Annotated in this window: 11 protein-coding genes and 7 pseudogenes; 6 read left to right on the top strand and 12 right to left on the bottom strand. The window is 71.9% G+C overall.

The window, feature by feature from the left end:
• Window position 1: 1 nt before the first annotated feature.
• Window positions 2-572: pseudogene (locus UG55_RS34420) on the bottom strand (DUF4407 domain-containing protein); the annotation flags it as partial.
• A gap of 41 nt (window positions 573-613) precedes the next feature.
• The coding region (locus UG55_RS34410) for a DUF4407 domain-containing protein (RefSeq protein ID WP_242424055.1) at window positions 614-1,414 on the bottom strand (801 nt) is incomplete at its 3' end.
• A gap of 241 nt (window positions 1,415-1,655) precedes the next feature.
• Between UG55_RS34410 and UG55_RS09200 the strand changes: the two genes are divergently transcribed.
• Window positions 1,656-2,096, top strand: a complete 441-nt coding sequence (locus UG55_RS09200) for an SRPBCC family protein (RefSeq protein ID WP_066065769.1) — start codon at window positions 1,656-1,658, stop codon at window positions 2,094-2,096.
• 84 nt (window positions 2,097-2,180) lie between these two features.
• Here the strand turns inward: UG55_RS09200 and UG55_RS09195 are convergent, their stop codons facing one another.
• The gene (locus UG55_RS09195) at window positions 2,181-3,155 is read right to left on the bottom strand and encodes a sensor histidine kinase (protein WP_083986609.1); all 975 of its coding nucleotides are present in this window, start codon (window positions 3,153-3,155) and stop codon (window positions 2,181-2,183) included.
• A 439-nt stretch (window positions 3,156-3,594) separates the two neighbouring features.
• Between UG55_RS09195 and UG55_RS34405 the strand changes: the two are divergent.
• Together UG55_RS34405 and UG55_RS09190 are read left to right on the top strand one after the other, a co-directional pair.
• Window positions 3,595-3,726 (top strand): annotated as a pseudogene (locus UG55_RS34405) (Tex-like N-terminal domain-containing protein); the annotation flags it as partial.
• A gap of 1 nt (window position 3,727) precedes the next feature.
• Window positions 3,728-6,192 (top strand): Tex family protein (locus UG55_RS09190; RefSeq protein ID WP_242424054.1); only part of this gene is annotated, 2,465 nt, incomplete at its 5' end.
• A gap of 42 nt (window positions 6,193-6,234) precedes the next feature.
• Here the strand turns inward: UG55_RS09190 and UG55_RS09185 are convergent.
• From UG55_RS09185 to UG55_RS09160, 9 genes and pseudogenes are all read right to left on the bottom strand, one after another.
• On the bottom strand, window positions 6,235-6,936 hold the full coding sequence (locus UG55_RS09185) for a polysaccharide lyase (RefSeq protein WP_242424053.1): 702 nt from the start codon (window positions 6,934-6,936) through the stop codon (window positions 6,235-6,237).
• A 382-nt stretch (window positions 6,937-7,318) separates the two neighbouring features.
• A complete protein-coding gene (locus UG55_RS09180) occupies window positions 7,319-9,439 on the bottom strand; it encodes an acyltransferase family protein (RefSeq protein ID WP_066065760.1) in 2,121 nt (706 codons plus the stop codon).
• Window position 9,440: 1 nt separating this feature from the next.
• Window positions 9,441-9,862: pseudogene (locus tag UG55_RS34400) on the bottom strand (right-handed parallel beta-helix repeat-containing protein); the annotation flags it as partial.
• Window position 9,863: 1 nt separating this feature from the next.
• Window positions 9,864-9,978, bottom strand: a pseudogene (locus tag UG55_RS34395) (hypothetical protein); the annotation flags it as partial.
• Between the two features lies 1 nt (window position 9,979).
• Window positions 9,980-10,046, bottom strand: a pseudogene (locus UG55_RS34390) (hypothetical protein); the annotation flags it as partial.
• Between the two features lies 1 nt (window position 10,047).
• A pseudogene (locus UG55_RS45235) lies at window positions 10,048-10,334 on the bottom strand (hypothetical protein); the annotation flags it as partial.
• Window positions 10,335-11,062: 728 nt separating this feature from the next.
• On the bottom strand, window positions 11,063-12,070 hold the full coding sequence (locus tag UG55_RS09170) for a glycosyltransferase family 2 protein (RefSeq protein ID WP_242424063.1): 1,008 nt from the start codon (window positions 12,068-12,070) through the stop codon (window positions 11,063-11,065).
• 347 nt (window positions 12,071-12,417) lie between these two features.
• Window positions 12,418-13,551, bottom strand: coding sequence for a UDP-glucose/GDP-mannose dehydrogenase family protein (locus UG55_RS09165; RefSeq protein WP_066065753.1), 1,134 nt, complete (start codon window positions 13,549-13,551; stop codon window positions 12,418-12,420).
• Window positions 13,552-14,364: 813 nt separating this feature from the next.
• Window positions 14,365-15,774 carry a DUF5925 domain-containing protein gene (locus tag UG55_RS09160; protein WP_396230849.1) on the bottom strand — a complete coding sequence of 470 codons (1,410 nt, stop codon included), beginning with the start codon at window positions 15,772-15,774 and terminating at the stop codon, window positions 14,365-14,367.
• Window positions 15,775-16,390: 616 nt separating this feature from the next.
• On the opposite strand from UG55_RS09160, the pseudogene UG55_RS09150 reads away from it, so the two are divergent.
• From UG55_RS09150 to UG55_RS29090, 3 genes and pseudogenes are all read left to right on the top strand, one after another.
• A pseudogene (locus tag UG55_RS09150) lies at window positions 16,391-17,644 on the top strand (BadF/BadG/BcrA/BcrD ATPase family protein); the annotation flags it as partial.
• A 1-nt stretch (window position 17,645) separates the two neighbouring features.
• On the top strand, window positions 17,646-17,734 hold an 89-nt coding region (locus UG55_RS45230; protein WP_255360454.1), incomplete at its 5' end, for a hypothetical protein.
• A gap of 1,165 nt (window positions 17,735-18,899) precedes the next feature.
• On the top strand, window positions 18,900-20,044 hold a 1,145-nt coding region (locus tag UG55_RS29090; protein WP_066065744.1), incomplete at its 3' end, for a hypothetical protein.

Raw genomic sequence — 20,044 nt, 5'->3', positions numbered from 1 at the left:
ATCACCTGTCCGGTGGGTCCGCCGGTGGCCTCGGCGCCGTCGGCGGGCCCACTGACGCTGAGGACACGGCCAGGCCGTCTGCCGCGGTGATTTCCGAACCCGGCGTCGCCGGGGTCACGGCTCCGGTCGCGACAGCGCCGTTCGAGGGCGAACGCGGAACCGCCAGGATCCCGTGCCGGCTCCGAAGCTCCCGTGCCCGGGCCTCCCGGTCCGCCCCGATCTCCTCCTCCGCGAGGCGTGCGTCGGCCGTGTCCGCCGTCCACCGGACGGCCGACTCGACGCCGTCCCGGCGGAGCAGGTAGTCCTCCCAGCGGGCAGCGAGCCGCGCCGCCGCCGCCGGCGCCAGGTCACGCCGTTCTCGGGCGGTGTGCCCGACCTGCAGGGCCTCCACATCGACGTCCGTCTCGTCCCGCCAGCGGGCGAGCCGTTCCCGGCGCCGGTAGGAGGTCGCGTCCAGGCTGCGTTTCGACAGCAGCGGTGCCAGGTCGACCCCGAGCAGCAGCAGGGTCAGCAGCAGCCGCCAGGCAAGCACCGACCCGTCCCGCATGGTGAGACGCCAGAACGCCTTCTCCNGCATGAGCAGGTCGTTCGCCGCGCCACTCGTGCCGGCGGNCGTCCGGGCGAAGTCGGAGCGGCTCTTCCCCTGGCCGGAGCGGTACTCGTCGAGGTTCCGCTGGGCGGCGTCGCGCAGGCTGGTCGCGTTCGTGACGGCGGTCGTGGCCGCGGCGAGCTCGGCCATCTTGACCTGATAGACAGGGCCGGCACCACCGAGACAGGTCGGGCCGCCGGTCAGCTGGCAGTTCACCTCGGCGGTCTTCGCCTCGACGAGCGCGTTGGCCGCGTCGAGGCTTTTCTGTTTCGCCGCCAGGTCGGCGGTGCGGGCCGCGAGCTCGCTCTCCTGGTTCCCGTCCCAGGCCGCCAGCATCCGGCCGGTCTCCTCCTGCTGGATCTCGGTGACATTGGTCGCGATCGACGACTCGAAGATCCGCAGCAGGACGGCCTCGCCGACGATGATCGCTCCGCAGACCGCGATGAACACCCGGACCGCGACCGAAAGGCCCGGGCCACCGGTTTCCACCCCGCCGTCCGCGCCATATCGGTAGGAGGGCTGTGTCAACAGTACGGAGCGATCGATGAAGAATATGAACAGGGCGTAGAAGAGCCCGTAGGGAAGTGCCTGCCCCAGACCGGTGCCGAACCCGACGGAGACCACCATCGCCCCGGCATAGGTGGCGAGGGCCGCGGTCAGCAGCATCAGCACACCGGCGGTGACGAACCGGGCCCGATCGGCCGGCGGCAGGAATCTGGCCTGCCCACCCGCGAAACAGACCAGCGTGTCGCCGACCGCCCGCAGCGGCGCGCGCCGGGGGCCCGGCCCGCCGGATTCCGGGGAAGTCTGCGGAGAATGTTGCACAGGACCTCCGTCCAACCGGCATGTCACCCGCATGCGGTCTTTCCCGCTGCCGTGCGGATCACCTGCCGAGGTTTCACTGCCCGGCCGCGCGGTCACATTATCGACCGGCCCGCGTTCCCACAATTCGCCGGCGGATCCCGGTGGCGAGGCGCCCGGCCGGCGTATTTGTCGTCGGTGGGGATAGTCTCGGCATTCACGGGACGGCGGCCACCAGGCCGAGCCGAACGGATGGAGTTGGCGAATGGCGCGCATCAGTGTCGAGGTGGAACGGATCGTCGCGGGACCGCCGGAGCGGGTGCTGGACCTGCTGGCCGACTACGCGGACACCCGGGGGCAGCTGTGGCCCGACATGATCACCGACTACAAGGTGGTCGAGGGCGGGGTGGGTGCCGGCACCCGCATCACCTACCGGCTGCACGCCACCCGTAAGCGCGTGCGCGACGTCGACGCGGTGGTGAGTGCCCCGAAGGCCGGCACACTGCTGGAAAGCGACCAGAATTCCTCGCTGCGCGTCCAGTGGACGGTACGGGCCGCCGGGGCGGGCGGCAGCACCGTTTCGGCCCACACGACCTGGGATGGCGCGGGCGGCATCGGCGGCTTCTTCGAGAAGACCTTCGCGCCGATCGGCATCCGGCGGCTGAACAGCGGCGTCCTGGACAGCCTGGAGGCCCGGCTGCGCTGACCGGCTGCGCTGGGCTGCCGCCGGCGACGGCGGCGGCGCAGCCCGACCCAGCCCGACCCAGCCCAGCTCAGCCCGACCCAGCCCTTAGCCCTGGTCGGAGGCCGCCGGACCGCAGTGCAGCCGGACGACGGTGCCGGCCGGTGACGACCGCAGCTGGACGAGGTCACAGAGCTGGTGGGCCAGCCACAGCCCGCGCCCGCCCTCCGCGTCGAGCGCGGGGGCGCGGTGCCCGGCCAACGCGTCGCGCACCTGGCCGCGGTCGGAGACCTCGCAGACCAGCGTGGCCTGCTCCGTCCACACGCGCAGCAGCCCGGCGCCGCCGCCGTGGCGCACACTGTTCGTGAGAATCTCGTGGATGGCCAGTTCCAGGTCGCTGACCCGGTCGGCGGGCACACCGGACTTGGTGGCGTACAGGAGCACCTGCTGCCGGGCCGCCAGCAGGGTGCCCGCCGTGAACGGCAGGGCGGTGATCTCGTCGCCGGGCACGGCGGGTGGTGGCAGATCCGGCCACAGCGCATCATCATCCGCGGCGCGCCGCTCCCGCGCGGGCGCCGAAGGCGCCCCCAGCACCCGCGGATGCGTCCGCCAGACCCCGTCGACCACGGCCGCGGGCAACGCGGAGGCGTCATAGGCGCAGCGCAGACGGAGCCCCGACGAGGCACCGAAGGCCAGGTTCACCAGGGATTCACAGCGGGCGCACTCGGCGATCTCCGCCGCACTGCGCCCAGCCCAGACGAGCTCGCCGAGGCCGCGGGCCCCGGCCCCGCGTGCGTGGGCCTCCTCAAGGAACTCCACCCAGGCGGGAATGACCCGCCCGGGGTTTCGGCCGACCTCGGTGATGTCCACGAACGAAACCCGCGAGGCGATCGGGCCCAGTTCGGAGCGCAACGTCTCGGCATTGCTCGGCGTGACCGCCACCAGGACAGCCTCACCGCGCTCGACCCCGGCCCGGACGAAACCGGCGGCCTCCGACCGGAAACCTGCCGGCCCACGGTAGACGAACGCCTCGTGCACGAAAGACGAGACCGCGTCGCCAGCTGCACCGTGCAGGTCGCCCACAGCTCCCTCCGCATTCGATCACCAAACCGCCGGCGGCCCGCACGGAACCCGGACGACACCACACCGGACCCCCGGTGAGATCGGCGTCGCGGTTCCGGAGCCGAACGTGACAGGTCCCTCGAATTTCGCCGACATCCTATGTCAACGGACGCACACAGTATTCCGCTCGGGCGGGCACACCTCGGCCGGCTGGCAGCCAGGCTCGCGGAACGACGTCACGATCCGTACACAATGCGACGGAAGGCGCATCCGCGCCTGGCCGGCCCCGCCGCGAGCCGCCCGGCAGGGCCGCCATCGGCCCGTCCGCCCGCCGCTCCCCTGACACCAGGCTCACCCCGAACGCCGCGAGGGATCCGCCGGGAGGGATTATCTGAGGTACCAACCCCCGGGGAGGAACCGGCGGGGACGACGAGGACACAGGCAAAGGCGGTTACGGATCGTGACGACGGTGTCCGTCCCGGAGACGGTGACTGTCCAGGCGCGGATCGCCGCGGAGCTGGGCGTGCGCGAGAGCCAGGTGGCCTCGGCGATCGACCTGCTCGACGGCGGGGCGACCGTGCCGTTCATCGCCNGGTACCGCAAGGAGGCAACCGGCACGCTGGACGACGCGCATCTGCGCGCCCTTGAGGAGCGGCTGGGTTATCTGCGGGAGCTGGAGGAACGCCGGGCCGCGATCCTGGACTCCATCCGGAGCCAGGGCAAGCTCGACGACGCCCTCGAGGCCCAGATCAGGGCGGCGGAGACGAAGGCCCGGCTGGAGGACATCTACCTCCCCTACAAGCCGAAGCGCCGGACCAAGGCCCAGATCGCGCGTGAGGCCGGCCTGGAGCCGCTCGCCGACGCCCTGCTCACCGACCGGTCACTCGACCCGCGCGAGGCGGCGGCGGCCTACGTCGACGGGGAGAAGGGCGTCGCCGACGTCGCGGCGGCGCTGGAAGGCGCCCGCGCCATCCTGGTCGAGCGGTTCGCCGAGGACGCGGACCTGATCGGCGGGCTGCGGGAGCAGATGTGGTCTCGCGGTTTCCTCGTCAGCCGGGTGCGCGAGGGCAAGGATGCCGACGGCGCGAAGTTCGCCGACTACTTCGACTTCGCCGAGCCCTTCACCAGACTGCCGTCCCACCGCATCCTCGCGATGTTCCGCGGCGAGAAGGAGGAGGTGCTCGACCTCACCCTGGACCCCGAGGCGCCGGTCGACCCGGCGGAGCCGCCCGCGCCCGGTCCCAGTGACTACGAGCGGCGCATCGCCGAGCACTTCGGCATCGCCGACGAAGGGCGCCCGGCCGACCGCTGGCTGCTCGACGCCGTCCGGTGGGCCTGGCGCACGCGCATCCTCGTCCACCTCGGTGTGGACCTGCGGATGCGGCTGTGGACGTCCGCCGAGGAAACCGCGGTGCGGGTCTTCGCCGCGAACCTGCGCGACCTGCTGCTCGCCGCTCCGGCCGGGGAACGGCGCACGATGGGCCTCGACCCGGGCTTCCGCACCGGTGTGAAGGTGGCGGTGGTCGACGCCACCGGCAAGGCCGTCGCGACCGACACGATCTACCCGCATGTGCCGGCCCGCCGCTGGGACGAGTCGATCGCGACCCTGGCCCGCCTCGCCGCCGAGCACGGCGTCGATCTGATCGCCATCGGCAACGGCACGGCGTCCCGGGAGACCGACAAGCTCGCCGAGGACCTGATCCGCCGGCACCCCGAGCTGAAGCTGACCAAGGTCATGGTCTCCGAGGCCGGTGCCTCGGTGTATTCCGCGTCGGCCTACGCCTCCCAGGAACTGCCCACACTGGACGTCTCACTGCGCGGCGCGGTGTCCATCGCGCGGCGGTTGCAGGATCCGCTGGCCGAACTCGTGAAGATCGACCCGAAGTCGATCGGGGTCGGGCAGTACCAGCACGATCTGTCCGAGGCCCGGCTCTCCTCCTCGCTGGACGCCGTCGTCGAGGACTGCGTGAACGCGGTCGGCGTGGACGTCAACACCGCCTCGGCCCCGCTGCTCGCCCGGGTCTCCGGCATCAGCGGCGGCCTCGCCGACAACATCATCCGCCACCGGGACACCAACGGGCCGTTCCGCTCCCGGACGGGCCTGCTCGACGTGCCGCGGCTGGGGCCGAAGGCGTTCGAGCAGTGCGCCGGCTTCCTGCGGATCCGCGGCGGTGACGACCCGCTCGACAGCTCCAGCGTGCACCCGGAGTCCTACCCGGTCGTCCGGCGCATCCTGACGGTGACCGGTGGTGACCTGAGTGCGCTGATCGGTGACGCGAAGACCCTGCGAAGCCTGCGCCCCACCGACTTCGTGGACGACACCTTCGGCCTGCCGACCGTGACGGACATTCTCGCCGAGCTGGAGAAGCCCGGGCGCGACCCGCGACCGGCGTTCCGGACCGCCGAGTTCACCGAGGGCGTGGAGAAGCTCGCCGACCTGGTTCCGGGCATGGTGCTGGAGGGCGTGGTGACCAACGTCGCCGCCTTCGGGGCCTTCGTCGACATCGGTGTCCACCAGGATGGGCTCGTGCACGTCTCGGCGATGTCGAAGAACTTCGTCAGTGACCCCCGCGAGGTCGCCAAGCCCGGCGACATCGTGCGGGTGAAGGTTCTGGACGTCGACATCCCGCGCAAGCGGATCTCCCTCACGCTGCGGCTGGACGACGAGCCCGGCACCGGCGAGGCCGGCGGTGGCCAGGGTGAGCGCCGCGGCGGCCGAGGTGCCCGCGGTGGGCAGAACCGCGGCGGTGCCGGCCGGGAAAGCGGGCAGGCTGCCGGCGGGCCGTCAGGTGACGGCTCCGGGGGACGGGTCGGCGGCCAGCGCCGCGGTGGTGGCCCGGGTGGCGGCGGTGGCCAGCGCGGCGGCAGCGGTGGTGGCGGTGGCGGCCAGCGCGGTGGCGGTGGCGGCCAGCGCAGCGGTGGCGGCCAGCGCGGCGGGCGGACCGACGGTGCGATCGCCGACGCGCTGCGCCGGGCCGGGCTGGTCAGCGGCGATGAGGTGACTCTCGGTAGCACCGGCGGCGACGGCCGGGAAAGCCGGCGCCGCGGTCGCCGCTGACCTGGAGGTCACGAACGACAGGGCACGGTCCCGCCGGGCTGCTCAGCACAGGCCGGCGGGACCCGCCCAGATGAAGCGGTCCGAGACCACGAAGGTCGCGAAGTCGGCGTACTGGTCGACCGGGCTGGCCCAGGTCAGATCGTCACCGCCGAAGAAGGTGGAGAAGAAGACACCTTCTATCCGCAGTGCCGGCGTGCTCCGGTAGAGCATTCCGTCCTGGCGGAACACCTCCCGGCCATCAATCCAGACGGTCAGTGATCCGTCGGCTCTGCCCGGCGTGTTCAGGCGGACGCGCTGCTGCACCGCCGTCCAGCGTCCCGGCACGAACTCCCAGGTTCCCAGACCAAGGGTTGTTCCGTACTGGGTGGATGCCGGGAGATAGGCATATACCTGCCCTTTCCCTCCGCTCCGCCACATGTAACGGGTCGAGAACCCGTTAGTACCGTCAGGGGTATGCCCGCCGGCTACGTGCGTTCCCCCGAAAAGGCCGGGGAGTTTACCTCCCCGGGCAAACTGGAAGCCCTTGCCGAAACGGACCCGGTAACTCAGGTGCAGTTCGTCGCGCGGGCCGTCACGCAGCAGGAGATACACCTGCGCCCCGCCGGAGGGGGCACCGTCGGCCTCGACCGACGCCTGACTGGCCGAACCCGCCGGATACCAGACCTGGGCGGATCTCCACCCGCAGCCCGGGCCGGCCGGCCGCACCACCACATCGGCCAGGCCGAACGAACCACGACCGCGCATGACCAGCTCAGGCCCGAAGAAACTCCGCAGATGCGGGGCCACCGGGGCCGGGGCCGGCTCTGCCAGGGGCGTCGCGGGCGGGCGGGCCGGGTCCCCGGGGCCCGGGGACCCGGCGGTACAGCCGGCCAGCGCGCCCGCGCCCCCCACACCCCCCGCGGCCAGCGCCGCAGCGAGAAGAATCCGACGCCGCGACGTCGCCCCCATCGCGACCCCCCCGAACCACGTTCCGTCCCGAAGATATTAGGCCGCCCCCCGGGGTATCCAGGTCCGCCGGCGAAACCGGCGCGGCGACCCGAGAACCGGTCTGAGAACCGGCCCGCCCGCGTGCAACCACGCACGCCGGACCCACGCACGCGGGCGGGCCTCCGCCGAGCTTCTCCGGTCAACCGGCGAGCCGGACCAACTCCGGCCCGAGATAGGGTGCCAGCGCCGCCGAATACGTCCCGGTGATATGGCTCTTGTCGTAGTACACGACCGTGTCCCCGATGATCGGCGGGCACCGGTCCTTCGCGCACAGCCACGGCACCGGATCGACAATCATCGCTCCGCCGGCCAGCGCGCCCCTGTTCTCGATGGCCCGCTGTGGCTCGGTCAGTTTCGCCTCCGAGACCGAGACAACGCATTTCCGAACCTTCTCCGGATTACGCGCCAGGCAGTCCGGGACGTCGAACCCCGGATAGGGCGTGTCCGCGATGAGGACGACCTTGGCACCGGTCGAGCGCAGGTCGCGCACCACCTTCGCCATGCCGCCGGGGCCGACCCTGATCGCCTCCGTCCGCGCCTCCGAGCCGATGACCACCAGGTCGGGCGACAGCGCCCTGATCCGCTCCAGGGCGTCGGCGCGCCAGGTGTTGCACTCGCTGTAGACGCGTCGGAGGGTTTCCAGCACGAAGTTCGGATAGTCGGCCGGCGGGCAGCCGCCCTTGGTGTAGGGGACGAGCCGCCAGCCGTACTGGCGACTCGTCTCGTTCATCGCGTTGAACCACTGGTTGGCGTGCGAGTCCCCGTACAGCACCACCGTCCGCGAGCCGTGCGGATCACCGTAGACGCAGTCGGTCGGAGTGCTGCTGGTGATCGAGGCGTAGCACTTGTTCGCCTTGTAGTCACTCGGTGCCTGATCCAGGGAAGGCCGCAGCTCCGCCGGCAGCCCGTCGATGTCCAGCGACTGCTCGATCATCCGGGTGAGCCCGGCGGAGGCCCCCCGGTCGCCGCCCGGCCCGCCCGCAGCCGGCGGTCCGCCGCCCGCCCCCGCCCCCTCCCCCAGCCGCGGAGCTCCGGCTCCGGCGAGGGTGTCCAGGCTGGCTGCCGGCCGCCCACCGCCGGTGGGCAGCGCCGCCACCTGGGTGACAACCACGACGACCGCGACCGAGACCGCGACCGCGCACCCGCCGAGGCCGAGCCCCAGCACCGGCCGCCGCGCCAGCGCCGGCCGGCTCCGGACCGGGTGCTCGACCAGGTGGTAGCTGATCATTGCCAGCAGCAGCGACAACCCGATCGCGGCGAACTTCCCAACCGTGCCGAGCGGCTCCCCGGTGGCCTCGGGCCACAGGATCAGCACCGGCCAGTGCCACAGGTACCAGGAGTAGCTGACCCGGCCCAGCAGCTGGCAGGGACGGCGGCCCAGCAGCAGCTCGGCTCCGCGGCGCGGCGACGCGCAGCCACCGGCCACCACCAGCGCCGACCCGGCGACCGGCAGCACCGCGGCCAGCCCGGGGTACGGCGTGGCCTCGCCGAACACCACGGCGGCGACCATGATCCCGGCCAGGCCCAACCAGCTCAGCTGGGCCGACAGCGCCGGTGGCATCCGCCCCAGGCGCGGGGCCGCGAGCGCGACCAGCGCGCCCAGGGCGAGTTCCCATGCCCGTGTGTGGCTTCCGAAGTAGGCCCAGGGCGCCGACCGCGGCGTGATGATCACACTGAGGGCCAGCGACACCGCGACCACCACGACCAGCAGCACCGCGACCGGCCCGGCACTTCTGCGCCGGGCCGGGCCGGCGAGCGCGGCCGCCACGACCAGCAGCAGCGGCCACACCGCGTAGAACTGCTCCTCGACCGCCAGCGACCAAAAGTGCTGGAACGGCGATGGCGGCCCGTCCGCCCGCAGGTAGTCGGTGCCCGCCTGGGCGAGCCGGAGGTTGATCAGCGACACCGCGGCGAGCCCGGCGTCCGTCCCGGCGGAATGGATGCGCAGCGGCGACATCCACCGCCAGGCGGCCAGCATCGTCGCCACGATCACGACGGTGGCGGCCGGGATGATGCGTCGGGCCCGCCGGGCGTAGAAGCCGACCAGCGAGATCCGTCCGTGGGTCGACCGTTCCGTCACCAGTTGGCGGGTGATGAGGAAGCCCGAGATCACGAAGAAGACGTCCACGCCGACGAAGCCGCCGGGCAGGGCCAGCCCGGAGTGCCCGAGGACGACCAGGACCACCGCGACCGCGCGGAGGCCCTCGATGTCCGGGCGGAACTTCCGCGGCCGCCCGCCGTCGGCTGTCCCGGCCGTCATGTCAGGTTCCGAGCCCGGGCACGGGGCGGCCGCTCACCCGGTCCCGCCGGCGCCGCGCGAGCCCGGTGAGGCCACTCAGCAGCAGCGCGGTCATCGGCACCGAGCTCCAGATCCCGACCAGTACCCGCAGCCGCCACTGGTCGCCGTTGCCACGCAGCGTGTTCCCGTTGTTCCCGCCCAGGTCCAGACCCTGCGCCGCGAGCTGGTTGTCCGCCACCGTGTTGCCGCGAACCTGGATGCCCCGGCGGTCGCCCCGGGCGTGGATACCGACCCGGTTGTCGGTGACCTTGTTGTTCGCGATCACGTTGTCCGGCGAGGAGGCGAGCACGATCCCGTCGCCGCGGTTCTGGGTGGACGTGTTGCCGATGATCCGGTTTCCGGAGCTGGACGCGTCCATCATGATCCCGTTGAGCCGGTTGTTCCNGGTGATGTTCCCCTCGACGACGCCGCCGGTGACGAAGTCCGAGAAGATGATCCCGTGCCGGCCGTTGCCCTCGCTGACGTTGTGCCGCACGGAGATGTTGGTGGAGTAGCTGTGCNGGTCGACGCCGTACAGCGTGTTGTCGTGGAACCAGTTCCGCTCGATCGCCACGTCCCGGGCGTGGTCNGTGTACGTCCCGATGAAGCTGTGGTCCACCTCGGAATGCACCAGGCTGCCGCTGGCGCCGTCCGACCAGGAGAGACCGTAGGAGCTGTTCCAGTCCCGGCCCAGATAGGTCAGGTGGCTGCGGGTGATGGTCATGCGCGCCCCGTTCGTGGCGATGACGAACGGGCGCCGCTCGTCCACGGCGTGCCGCGCCGGGTCCCCGCCGATCGTGTCGGGCCGGACCAGCACGCCGTCCACCGTGAGCCGCCCGCCGTCGGCGCCGAGCAGCACGCCGCGCCGCACCGCCATCACCAGTTCCCGGACCGGTTCGCTGATGGTCAGCGTCGCCCCCGGTGACACGACGAGCGCCGCGTACAGGGTGACCCGCCCGCGCCCGTCGGTATCGATCCAGGACGGGTCGTCGACCGCGCGGACGACGTCCNGAAGCCCGGCGACCGGACCCGCCAGCGGGATGGTGCGCACCAGCTCACCGCCCGCCATGAGCGTGATGTCCGACGAGCGCAACGCGATGCCCCGGATGTCCGGGGACGGCACGCTGCTGTGGATGTCGATGGTGTTGGGCGGCAGCCCGAGGATCACGTTGCTGAGCGGGTCGTAGGACGGCACGTACGCGTGCCGGTGGAAGTACTCGGTGGTGGACGTCAGATCGCGGTACTCCCGGCCGACGGTGACGCTGAGCGCGACCGCGCTCAGCAGCGTCATCGCCGCGAGGAGCAGGTGCACGCCCCGGCGCCGGGACAGCTCCCGGCGCCGCAGCGCCGCCACGAGCGCGGCGTCCGGTGGGCCGGCCTGCCGCGGGAGGCTCCTGGTGCTCGCCGCGCTCATTGTGGACGTCGCGCTGCCGGCGTTGGCGGCGCTGCCGGCGTTGGCGGCACGGCCGGCGCTCGCCGCGCTCCCCGGCCCGTGGGTGGTGGCCGTGCCGGCGGACGCCCGCGCTGCGGCCCCGCCGAACCCGGTCACGGGTCCGGACGGGCCGGGCGGGCCGGGCGGGTCGGCCGGGCGGGGTGATCTCGTCGTCATCGCGGGGGCTCCCCGAAGGTGGAGGCGGGTACCGGGACCGTGTCGGCCGGGGCGGAACCGTCCCGGGCCGCCGGAATGGCGGGCTGCCCGGCCTGGTCGGCGTGCTCTGCGCCGTTCCCGTCCCGCTCACGCCGGTTGCTCGTCGCCGCGGTCTTGGCGATGACCTCGAAGCTGCGCGGGTTGCCCATGTAGAGCGTCGTGATGAGCGCGACGATGGTGAAGGTGGCGGTCAGCGGGGCCAGGACGATCGCGGCCAGGGTCTGCAGAACGCGGTTGGTCCAGAACTTCGCGTTGCTCATCCCGGGCCGGCGCAGGCCGGCGTTGACCCAGCCGCTCAGCCCGAAGTTCACCAGCCAGACCGCCAGCGAGCACCAGAAGAGCGAGTGTGCCCAGCCGGAGACCTCGATCACGTCGGTGAGAATCAGCCCGACCGCCGTGCCCGAGGCGACGAAGGTGAAGAGGCTCAGGAAGTACCGCACCGCGATCCTGATCGCGGCGCCCAGCGGCAGGACGTCCCGGTTCACGATGGCGTGGATGTTTCCCCACATCCACCGGCGGCGCTGCTTGAAGTACGCCTTCCAGGTCCACGGGGAGGTCAGCTGGATGTACTCGTGGAAGAATCCCCAGCGCAGGCCGGCCGCGGCGGCGTTACAGCCGAAGGTGAGGTCCTCGGAGGCGAAGATCCGCCAGTTCCAGGTGACCGTCCGCTCGGTGTGACCGGTGATGGTCAGGCCCTCGCCGTGCACGAACAGCGGCCGCCCCAGGATTCCCTGGAACGACGAGCAGTAGGTCATGCAGTTGTGGAAGCGAAGGTCATCGATGTGGCTCAGCAGGAAGTGCGAGAAGGGCCCGCTGCCGTAGTCGATGCGCGGCGCCGTCACACCCTGGCAGATGTCGTAGTCGGCCGCGTAGGCGGTTTCAAGATATTCCCAGGTCGGCGAGGTGTCGTCGTCCAGGAAGGTAATCTTGGTCTCCGCCGTGTCGTACCCGAGATGCTGGCGCACGATACGGCTGAACTCCAGCGCGCGCGCCTTGTACTGGGNGACGCAGGTGAAGTCGGTGGGCACGGTTATGACCCGGTCGGCCTCCGGGTAGATGTCGCCGTTGCCAGGCTCGTTGGTCACCCAGATCTCGTAGTTCATCGTCATCNGGAACGAACGGATCTCGCGGATGATCTCGTTCACCCGGTCCTGTTCCCGGCCGACGGTGGTGATCTGGATGATGTAGCGGGAGAACAGGTCCCGGTTCTGCCGGAAGGTCGTGTGGAACCACCATTCGCCGGCAGCCAGGATGAAGATTTCGATCAGTGGTCGGAGAAAGGCCACGAGAAGCAGCCACGGCAGCAGGGTCCTCATCGCGGTGTGCCTTCCGTCGGCTCCAGCCCGAAGGTGTCCGTCGGCTGTCTGGGAACCTCGCCCGCCGCCCAGCGCGCGCTCGGCGTGCCGGCGCCGGCCGCCAGCACCGCGGCCCGGGTGGCAAGCGGTCGGCCGTACTGACCGCCACCGCGGTCGGTCGAGGCGGTCGTCTCGGCGCGCCCGGTGCTCTCGATCCCGTCGGGGCCGGCCAGTCCGTCGACGCCGGCGACGGTGAAACCGTCCGCACCGGTGAAACCACCGGCACCGGCGGCGGCGGCGCGGTCGACGAACCTGGCGTTCATCTCGATGACGGACCGCAGGATCGGCATGTCGACGCCCACGCCCGCGGCGAAACCGAGGAAGGCCATCGTGTCCTTGGGCAGGCAGACCCCGCCGAAGGGGGCGCCGGCCCGGATTCCGTACCTGGGATTGAAGGAGGCCTCGGCCGACCGCGAGACGGTGTCGGCGATCGCGCCGAGGTCGAGGCGGAGCCGCTCGGCGACGGTGTGCATCTCGTTCCAGAACGAGATCTTCGTCGCGTTGAAGATGTTGTGCGCGCATTTGACGAACTCGGCCGTCATCGGATCATCGAAGATCCGCAGGCTTCCCCCGAAGGGGGCGAGAAGCTCGGCGAGCCGCTCCTGGACGCGCCGGTTACGCGCGCCGATGACGGTCATCCACGGCCAGCGGAAGTCCTCGGCCGCCGAGGCCGCCCGCAGGAACTCCGGGTTGCTGGCCAGCAGGAACCCGTCGCCCTGGCGAAGGCCGGATTCCTGCTCCAGCAGGGGTCCGACCAGCCCTTCGGTGGTACCCGGGTCGACCGTGCTGCGCACGACGACGGTGTGGCGGCCCGCGGCCAGGCGCAGGGCCCGCCCGACCCCGCGGGTTCCCGCGACGAACGCGGAGAGGTCGTAGCGGCTGCCGACGTTGGGCGTCGGCAGGGTGAGGAAGATGAAGGAGTCCTCCTGGGCGTGCAGGTCGAGCTCGGTCCGGGCGTCCAGGCCGAGCCCTTTCAGAAAGGCCACCCTTTCCGGCGCGACGTCGATGAACGTCACCTGGTTCCCGGCTTCGAGGAACCCGCGGCCGGTGGCCGTCCCCACAACTCCGGATCCAACTACAAAGATTCGCATCTTCTAAAGCTCCTTGGGGCCCGCTCCGGGTCTCGACAACCCGGCGGCGCTCGAGCGACGACGGACAGATGAAAGCCGATCGGCGGCGTCCGACGGGGCTGCGCCCGATCGGTGACGTCCGATTCGGTGACTTCGGATTCGATGACGTCCGAGGCGGATTCGACGATGTCCGGGACAGTGCGCGGCAGAAGACGCGCGGCAGACCACGGCAGGCCGCGCCGCTCTGCGGATCGTTGGTTCTCCCGCCGGCGCCCCACCCGGGCACACCGGCATGGCTGACTCCCGGGCCGGCGATTCATCGAATGAATCGCGAGGGGCCGGACGAATTTATCGGCCAGATGATTTATCGGCCAGATGACCGGGATTCGTTGCGCGCGGCCCGCCCGGCCAACGGCACGACCCCGTACGGCGCGCTTGCGCCCCGCCCCATCTGGGCACGCCCGCAGCCGGGCACGCCGGCCCGTGGGCACGAAGCGGCACCACGCGAAGCAGTACCATGTGTTCCCCCATGTGGTTCTCGGTCAGACCCCGGAACCAACCCCCCAGCCTGTTATCGATCGATGATTGAACGAGAACAGGGCATCCCCAAATGCCCGCCCCAAGCCGGGAGAGTAGTCGATCCACCCGCCACGCGTCTCACAAGCAGGGCCGCAGGCGTGTTACGAAAAAAGAACGACGGTGAACACATCCAAAGGATTGCGCGATAGCGGCCGGGAGAACGTCACGACACACACGGCGCGAGGAGGCCGGGCCGACCTGTTCCGGCTGCTCCGGCCGAGACGGCCGGAACAACCGGAACAACCGGAACAGCCGTCAGAGATAGAGACCGGTGTGGCCGTCGCGCTCCGGCGGGTCCGCGGGCAGGCGGCCGTCCCGGGCCGCGAACAACTCCGCGAGCGTCATGGAACCGCCGACACCTGTCCCGGTGCCGAGCCAGGCCACCGCCTCCTCCCGCGGGAGCGGCCCGACCTCCACCTGCGCCAGGCAGCGCCCCGGGCGCACGATCGCCGGGTGCAGGCGGGCCAGCGGTTCGTTGGTCGTCAGCGCCACGAGCACGTCCCGGCCCTGGCCGACCAGGCCGTCGGTGAGGTTCAACAGCCGGGACAGCGCCTGGCCGGACACGCTGCGGGCATCACCACGCAGCAGTTCGTCGCAGTCCTCGACGACGAGCAGCCGCCAGCGCCGCCGCGGCCGCTCCTCCGCATCCTGGTCGCCCGCTGTGGCCGCTGTGGCCGCTGTGGCGGCTGTGGCGGCTGTGGCGGCTGTGGCCGCCGTGGCCTCCTTGCTGTCGGCGCCACTCCCGGGACTGTCGGCGCCACTCCCGACGCCGTTGGAGCCACTCCCGACGCCACCGGAACCGTTCGCGGTCTCGCCCGCGCCCAGGGGGCCGGCGGGCTCACCGGCGGCGGTCGGCACCTCCAGCGCGAGGCTGCCCGTGTCCGCCGTGTCGTCGTCGTCGCTGTCGTCGTCCGACCCGATCGCGACCTCCATCAGATACCCGGGATCGCCGAAGAGCGCCTCCGGGTCGAGGACGCAGTCGACCTGGCACCAGCGCCGCCACTCGTGCGCCAGCGCGCGCAGGATCGTCGTCTTACCCGTCCCGGCGGGCCCGTGCAGCAGGATCAGTCGCCCGACCAGTGCCTCCGGGCGCATCACCATCAGGCGGTCCAGTTGTTCCAGCGACGTCGACGGGTAGTTCCGCCGGATCGAGGGCCACGCCGTCGTCGCGGCCCGGCGGATGATCCGCGTCGGGCCCCGCTGCGCCGACAGATACCAGAAGCCCATGGTCACGGTGCCCTCGTTGGCGGACTCCGCCGCCGCCTGGCGCACCACACCGTCCAGCACCGTGCGGGCCAGTTCCTCACTGACCGCGGTGACCAGCACCTCCGCGCTGCCGCCCCGCCAGCGCACCGCACGCACCGTCCACCCCTCCCCGGTGGCCAGGCGCGAGTCACGCGAGTCCTCGACGACCGTCCGCACGATCTCGGCGCCCACGGGCAGCAGGCTGGCTCCCGGCCGGAGACGATCGATCCGGACACTGCGGGCCCAGGGCTGATGGCCGCTGGTGAACGGCGCGAGCGCGAGCGCGTCGACGACGTCGTAGGGCGTGTCCGAGTCATCGAGGGCGACGACGAAGGGAAGCTCGGCGGCGCCTTTGCGCCCCTGCAGCTCACCCCTCACACGATCGCCCTTGGACGTGGACTCCTGCCGTGGAATGGACACGTGTCCGATACTCGGTGACGACTGCTCCCGACACCACCTGGTTTCTCTTTTCCGTCGTGGAAGCAACCTGCCGGCGCGGTCGTCATGACCGCCCTACGACCNGGCTCCGGGGCCCTCGCCGCCCGGGGAGGCAGCCGGCCCGGCGGCCCCGTCCGCACCGGTTATCTCGTGCAGCAGAGCGGTGAGCCGGTCCCATCCGATCAGCAGCGCCACCGAGTTCTCCCCCTCGACCGGGTCGGAGGCGAGCNGGTGCATGGTCTTCACCACCGCGTAGAGGTACTGCGGCCGCATCCGCCAGGCGGTGAGCTGCGGGTACGTCTCACCGAGCGCCTGGTGGAGCACCCTGCGCAACGGCGTCCCGGGCCGCCGGCGAGCCGGGTCGGTGTGGTGCAGGATCGTCACCGCCGCGTCAAGCTCGTCCGCGTCCGGGCGCCAGGCGCCGGCGTGCAACGCGATCTCGGCTTCGGTGAAGGCCTCGTCCACGGCGGCCACCGGATCGCCGTCCCCGTCGGGCACGGGCGGCGGTGCCCAGTCGTCGTCGTCATCGGTCACCCCACTACCGTCTCTCAGCGAAGCCGGCACCGGACGCGGAGTGTCCGGTCGCACAGGGAGACAGATGTCCCGTCGGGGCAGGAACAACGGGGCGGGGCAGGCACCCGGCTCCGTGGCCGCCGGCCCGCCCGGGACGCGTCACCGCAGGCCGGCGGCTGGCACCCTGGCGGCGAGGGCGCTCGGACGCCCGGCTGGGCGCGCGGTGCCCGGACACCGGCCGGCGATGCGCGGGCCCGCGCGGGCTGGCACCGTCCGGCCGGCGCGGTCGGGTGTCGACCACGGCCACCGCGGGATACCACCGGACCACAACGGAATGACCGGGCAACGGGATGACCGGGATGAGAGGCGGAAGCGGGTGCACAGCCCACAGCCAGCGAGCCAGACGCCGCTGATCAGTCTGCCGACGGCGCTGCGGCCGACCGGCCGGGATGCGGCGGCGGCCAGCTCAGTCACCCTCCTGCTGGGAGTCGACGGTGGCGGCACCAAGACCACCGCCGCGGTTCTCGATCCGCGGCGGGGCAGGCTGGCCACCTTCACGGCCGGCCCGAGCAATCTCGACGTGGGCGGGGTCGGAGCCGCCGCCGCCTCGATCATGGCAGCAGTGCGCGGGGCCCTCGACGCGGCGGGCGCGACCGTCGTCGACCTGGCCGGCGCGGTGCTCGCGATCGCCAGTGCCGACACCGACGAGAACCAGGCGGCACTGCGGGCGGAGCTCGGCGAGCTGGCGCCGGTGGGCGACCTGCTGATCGTCAACGACGTCGTCGCGGCCTGGGCCGCCGGCACCCTGGGCCAGCCGGGAGTCGCGGTCATCAGCGGCACGGGCAGCAACACCCTGGGCGTCGCCGCCGACGGCAGGACGTGGCGCTGTGGCGGCTGGGGGCATCTCCTCGGCGACGAGGGCTCGGGCTACTGGATCGGACTGCAGGGCATCCGGGCGGCGTTGGCGTTCCGCGACGGGCGGGCACCGTGGTCGGACCTCGTGCCGCGGCTGCTCGGCTTCTACCGCCTCGACCGGGTCGAGGATGTCGACGATCTGGTCTACGGCACGCTCGACAAGCCGGGGATAGCCGCGTTCGCCCCCGAGGTCGCCGCGGCCGCCGGCGGCGGGGACGACGTCGCCGGCGAGATCCTGGCGGAGGCCGGCCGGTTGCTGGCCGAGCAGGCGCTGACCGCCATCCGCCGGACCGGTCTGACCGGCGACTTCCCGATCTCGATGGTCGGCGGTGCCTTCCGGTCGGGACCCGCTTTCCTGGACGCCTTCACCAGCCACATCACGGCGACCAGCCCACTCGTACGGTTCGTCCGGCCACGGATGTCCNCGGCCGCCGGAGCTGTTCTGCTCGCTGCCCGGCTCACCTCCACGGAGCACCTGGTGGACTGGGCCGCACTCGACTCCGGTGATCAGTAGAAGATTTCGGGTAAGAATTCGCGGCGGCCGGCCATAACCGGGAGCCACCCGCCACCAGAGCCGATCCATGACATTCGGGCAGCCGCCACCGGGGCCGGCCGGCCACCGGCCACCGAGAACGGGCGGCGGGGAGCTCGGCACGCCACGGATTTCGACCCGGGGAAATCGGAAAACAAAGCCTCGGTCCGCGGAAGGCGACCGGGCGCCGCCGGAGCGCGACGGGAGCGCGACGGGAGCGCGACGGGAGCGCGACCCGTGGGCGCCATACACCGAAGGCGGCGGGCCGGGTCGGTGGACCGGCACCACCGCGCGCCCGGACCTGCGAACAACTTCTCGGCCTGCCGTCAGAGCCGCGCGGGTTTCCCTGGCCGAGAATCGGGTTTTCCCTCGAAGCCGGCCGAGTCGGGCATCCGGCGGCCACCGGCCGGAAGACCCGCTTCGCGAGCGCCGCGCGGGCACCTCACCTCATCGGACCAGGCCAACGGCCCGCAAATGATCCGCGAACAAATCCCGACACGGATCGTGACACCCCGGACACCCCCGTTCACGGGATGCCCGTCGGTGGCGCGGGCGGTTTCGCGGCCGACCCGGGCGTACCGGCTTCCAGGGCGGTGGCGGCACTTTCATCTCCTACCCGAACTGGCCTACCCGAAGGTGTCGACAAATGGCATTCCGCGCGCACCCGCCAGTAGGGGCCGGCTCCTGGCCGGGAGTCGGACCGGGCAGATCGAGCCTCACGGGAGGGAGTCGATCTGGTGCACCAAGTCACCGATCGGCGCCNCCCCGATAAGGGATATTTTCGGGCGAACACCCACGTAGAGTCGGCAAAAATGCCTGCTGGTCCGTCGATGAGAAAGATCGACAAGCCGCCGGAACGATCTTTCGGTAGATCGACGCGGGCCCTGCGATCAGCACGAACCGCCTCCCGACCGCGGGCCGATCGGGCAGTACGCGAACCGTCGGCACCCACACTCGACCGATTTCATCCACCGGTACCCGAAACTTCACCATCAACCGGACATTGGTAGCTTTCCGTGTCAGTCGAGACAGACCGGCAAACGCTGATCCGCACCCCGCGTCGACCACCACCTTCCACGGACAGGTGGACCGACGGGCGCCGTCGGCGCGTGCCACGGTGACTCGTCAAAGTCAGGGAGAGGGATTCATGCGCATCAACAGAATGCGGGCCGTCACGGCCGGCGTTCTCGGTGCGGCGCTGACCGCGGCGGCGATACCCGCCTCGGCCGAGCCCACGCCGACGGCAACCGCGACCACCGACATAACCAGCGGCATTTTTGCGAGTCCGGAGGCCACCTGGCCCGCCGACAGTGGCGTCACCGTCGACCTGGACCCGAGCGCGTCCCCCAGCGCATCGCCCAGCCGCGGCGCGAGCGCACTGCCGACGACCCCGGTTCCCAGCCTGCGAGCCGCCACCACCAGCCCGGCGGCGAAACCTACCGGCACTGGTGACGCGGCGCTCGACCAGTTTCTTTCTCTGCTGCCGTTCAGGATTCCCTTCGACCGGGAGATCAACGGCATTGAGGATTTCGAGACCAACCCGCTGGCCCTCAGCTACACCTGTACCGCCCATGGTCCGCTCTGGGAGATCAGGAACCGCTCGGACGAGACCTTCGGCTTCGGCTGGTTCGACACCAGTCAGGGCTCCGGGATCTCCACCATCGCACCCGGCGAGTCGATGCTCCTTCCGACCCGCGCACTCGCCGTGATCGCCTCCCCGTGGAACGCGTCCACCGGCCGCCTGCTGGTCACGGTGCCGGCGGTCGGCATCGCCAACTGCGCCGGCGGGACCGGCGGCGGCGGGCTACCGGTACCGACGAAGTCCGGCGTCGGGGGCGCGGCTGGCGGCGGGGTCAGCACGAGCACACCCGGGGCGGGCGGGGCAGGCGGCGGAACCGGTGGCTCCGGCGGCGGTGTCGGCGGCGGCGGCGCAACGCCCACTCCCGGCGAGGTGGGCGGCGGCTCCAACGGCGGCGGGGGCGGCACCGCCGGTGGCGGCGGAACCAGTAACGGCGGGGGTACCGGCGGCGGAACCTCCGGCGGCGGGACCGGAGCGCCCGGCGGCGGCGGGACCGGCGGCGGCACACCCGGCGGCGGCGGCGAAGTGCCGGGCGGCGGGGTGCCCGGCGGCGGCGGAGTGCCCGGCGGCGGCGGAGTGCCAGGCGGCGGCGGAGTGCCAGGCGGCGGCGGCACACCCAGCGGCGGAGGCGGAGTGCCCGGCGGCGGCGGAGGCGGCGGAGTGCCCGGCGGTGGCGGAGGCGGCGGTGGCGGAGGCGGCGGCGGAGGCGGCGG

Source organism: Frankia sp. EI5c (assembly GCF_001636565.1).
Taxonomy (GTDB): domain Bacteria; phylum Actinomycetota; class Actinomycetes; order Frankiales; family Frankiaceae; genus Parafrankia.
This window is presented reverse-complemented; position numbering and strand designations above follow the sequence as displayed.

What these genes read in the sequence shown, in the direction of transcription:
- UG55_RS09200 (WP_066065769.1), top strand. Translation starts at nt 1,656, where the DNA reads ATGGCGCGCATCAGTGTCGAGGTGGAACGGATCGTCGCGGGACCGCCG.
- UG55_RS09185 (WP_242424053.1), bottom strand. Translation starts at nt 6,936, where the DNA reads ATGCGCGGTCGTGGTTCGTTCGGCCTGGCCGATGTGGTGGTGCGGCCG.
- UG55_RS09180 (WP_066065760.1), bottom strand. Translation starts at nt 9,439, where the DNA reads ATGACGGCCGGGACAGCCGACGGCGGGCGGCCGCGGAAGTTCCGCCCG.
- UG55_RS09165 (WP_066065753.1), bottom strand. Translation starts at nt 13,551, where the DNA reads ATGCGAATCTTTGTAGTTGGATCCGGAGTTGTGGGGACGGCCACCGGC.